Here is a 541-nt window from a genome sequence, read left to right as displayed (position 1 = left end):
CCGTCGACTCCTGGGCGCTGGACCAGTCCTTCCCGGCCACCGGTGACGGCACCTCCCCGGCCCTGTGGCTGGAGTCCGTCACCCGCACCGGCCACGGCGCCGGCGCCACCGCCGCCATGCCGAAGGTCACCTTCGCGGGACTCCAGCTCGACAACCGGGTCGACGGGGTGGAGGGCCTGCCGCCCTTCTCCCGCTACCGGATCCACGCCATCGACACCGAGACCGGCGGCCGCATCGGCGTCAAGTACTCCGACCGTGACTGTCGGGTCCTTGAGCCGAAGCGGATGCCGGCGTCCCCCGAGTCCAACACCCTGCGCTGCTTCCCGCAGTACTGGACGCCCAAGGGCGCCCTCAACCAGGTGAAGGACTGGTTCCACAAGTACCTCGTCACCGAGGTCCGCGAGGAGGACCTGGTCACCGACAGCCCCGCCAAGGTGACCTCGTACGAGTTCCTCGGCGGCGCGGGATGGGCGTACGACGACAGCGAGTTCACCGAGAACAAGCACCGCACCTGGTCGCAGTACCGCGGCTACGAGCGGGT

Annotated in this window: 1 protein-coding gene; it reads left to right on the top strand. The window is 69.7% G+C overall.

The annotated features are described in order from the left end of the window. Positions 1-541, top strand: a 541-nt coding sequence (locus AC5P09_RS52125) for a hypothetical protein (RefSeq protein WP_493880653.1), incomplete at both ends; no start/stop codon positions are given.

The organism is Streptomyces sp. a15 (assembly GCF_059026085.1).
This window is presented reverse-complemented; position numbering and strand designations above follow the sequence as displayed.